Origin of the sequence: Paenibacillus validus NBRC 15382, from assembly GCF_004000985.1 — a bacterium.
GTDB classification, from domain to species: Bacteria; Bacillota; Bacilli; order Paenibacillales; family NBRC-103111; genus Paenibacillus_G; species Paenibacillus_G validus.
This window is the reverse complement of the sequence record NZ_BIMH01000121.1, coordinates 1-1,277: the sequence shown is the minus strand read 5'-3', so window position 1 is coordinate 1,277 and position 1,277 is coordinate 1. Positions and strand designations below refer to the sequence as shown.

The following is a 1,277-nucleotide window of genomic DNA, read 5'->3' as shown; positions in this document are numbered from 1 at the left end:
TGTAATGCTCCCCATTGTCAAGACACGATTTTTTGAGGAATAAGTTATGTCCTCCAATCTCGTAATCTATTAAATTAGGATGCGATTTTTTCGACATTTTGGGCATAAAATTGACAGGGCTTATCCCCATTAAGAGACTGATGGGGACGATCCTGATTGTAAAACTGGACATAGCGAGCTATCCCTTTGCGCAGCGCGCGAGGGTCTTCAAATTCATTGAGGAAGATACATTCGTATTTGAGCGACCGAAAGTAACGCTCCGTGCGGCTGTTGTCCGTTGCCCGGCCCTTACCGTCCATCGATACTTTGACGCCTTCCTTTTCTAACAGATCCAGATAATCCGCATTAGTAAAATGCGAACCTTGATCGCTGTTCATGATCTCCGGCTTGCAGCGGCTGAATGCGCGTTTAAGGCATCTCATAACAAAGCCCTTTTCGAGCGTACTGGACAGCTCATAATCAATCACCTTGCGGCTGTACCAATCAATGATGTTGAACAAGTACATAAATCCTTTGCCCATCCTTAGATAGGTGATATCGATTCCCCAGACCTGATTGGGCCTGTCGATCGTTAAGCCGCGAAGTAGATAAGGACGCGTGTACTTGGCATGGAGGCGTTTGCTCAAGTTTGGCTTCGGATAGATCGCCTCCAGACCCATGAGCTGCATCAGACGGCGTACGCGCTTACGATTGATCTCGGAGCCCTGGTCCCGAAGAAAATTTGTCATGCGTCGGTAACCGAAGTAAGGGTGCTTCATATAGATCTCATCGATTCGATGCATGAGCTGCACATTCTCTTCGCTTTCTTGTTGCTCCTTGCTCGGACGGTATACGCTCGTTCTGTTCACACTCAGCAGGTTTGCCTGACGCTTCACTGTGATCTCGGTATGGTCGCGCTCTACCATCGCTTTCCGGGCTTCCAGCGGTTCATTTGAGGCCAGATTTTTTTTTGAGCCAGTCAACCTCAACTGTGAGTTGGCCGACCAGCTTTTCTAGATGCTCTTGCTTGCTCTCGTACTCCTTTTTCAGTTTGTCGGCTTCACTGGTCTTCTTCTCGAACACCATGGAGGCACGCTCAAGGAATTCAGCCTTCCACCGGCTGATCATGACTGGGCTCAATTCATATTTGGCTGCGATCTCGTTGACGGTCTGCTCCTCTCGAAGGACCTCCAGGACGACCTTTGTCTTAAACTCTGAGGTATATCGGTTCCGTTTTTCCATAGCTTCATTATAACTTATTTTTCACTCCCCTGTGTCTCAACCTATGGGAGCATTAT

At 48.0% G+C, this 1,277-nt stretch carries 1 protein-coding gene; it reads right to left on the bottom strand.

Annotation, left to right across the window (positions count from 1 at the left end; all coding sequences use genetic code 11):
• Positions 1-74 precede the first annotated feature (74 nt).
• A protein-coding gene (locus PVA01S_RS26325) for an IS3 family transposase (protein ID WP_430102679.1) occupies positions 75-1,221 on the bottom strand; the annotation gives its coding sequence in 2 pieces (ribosomal slippage) (positions 75-951 and positions 950-1,221; 1,149 coding nt in all).
• Positions 1,222-1,277 lie beyond the last annotated feature (56 nt).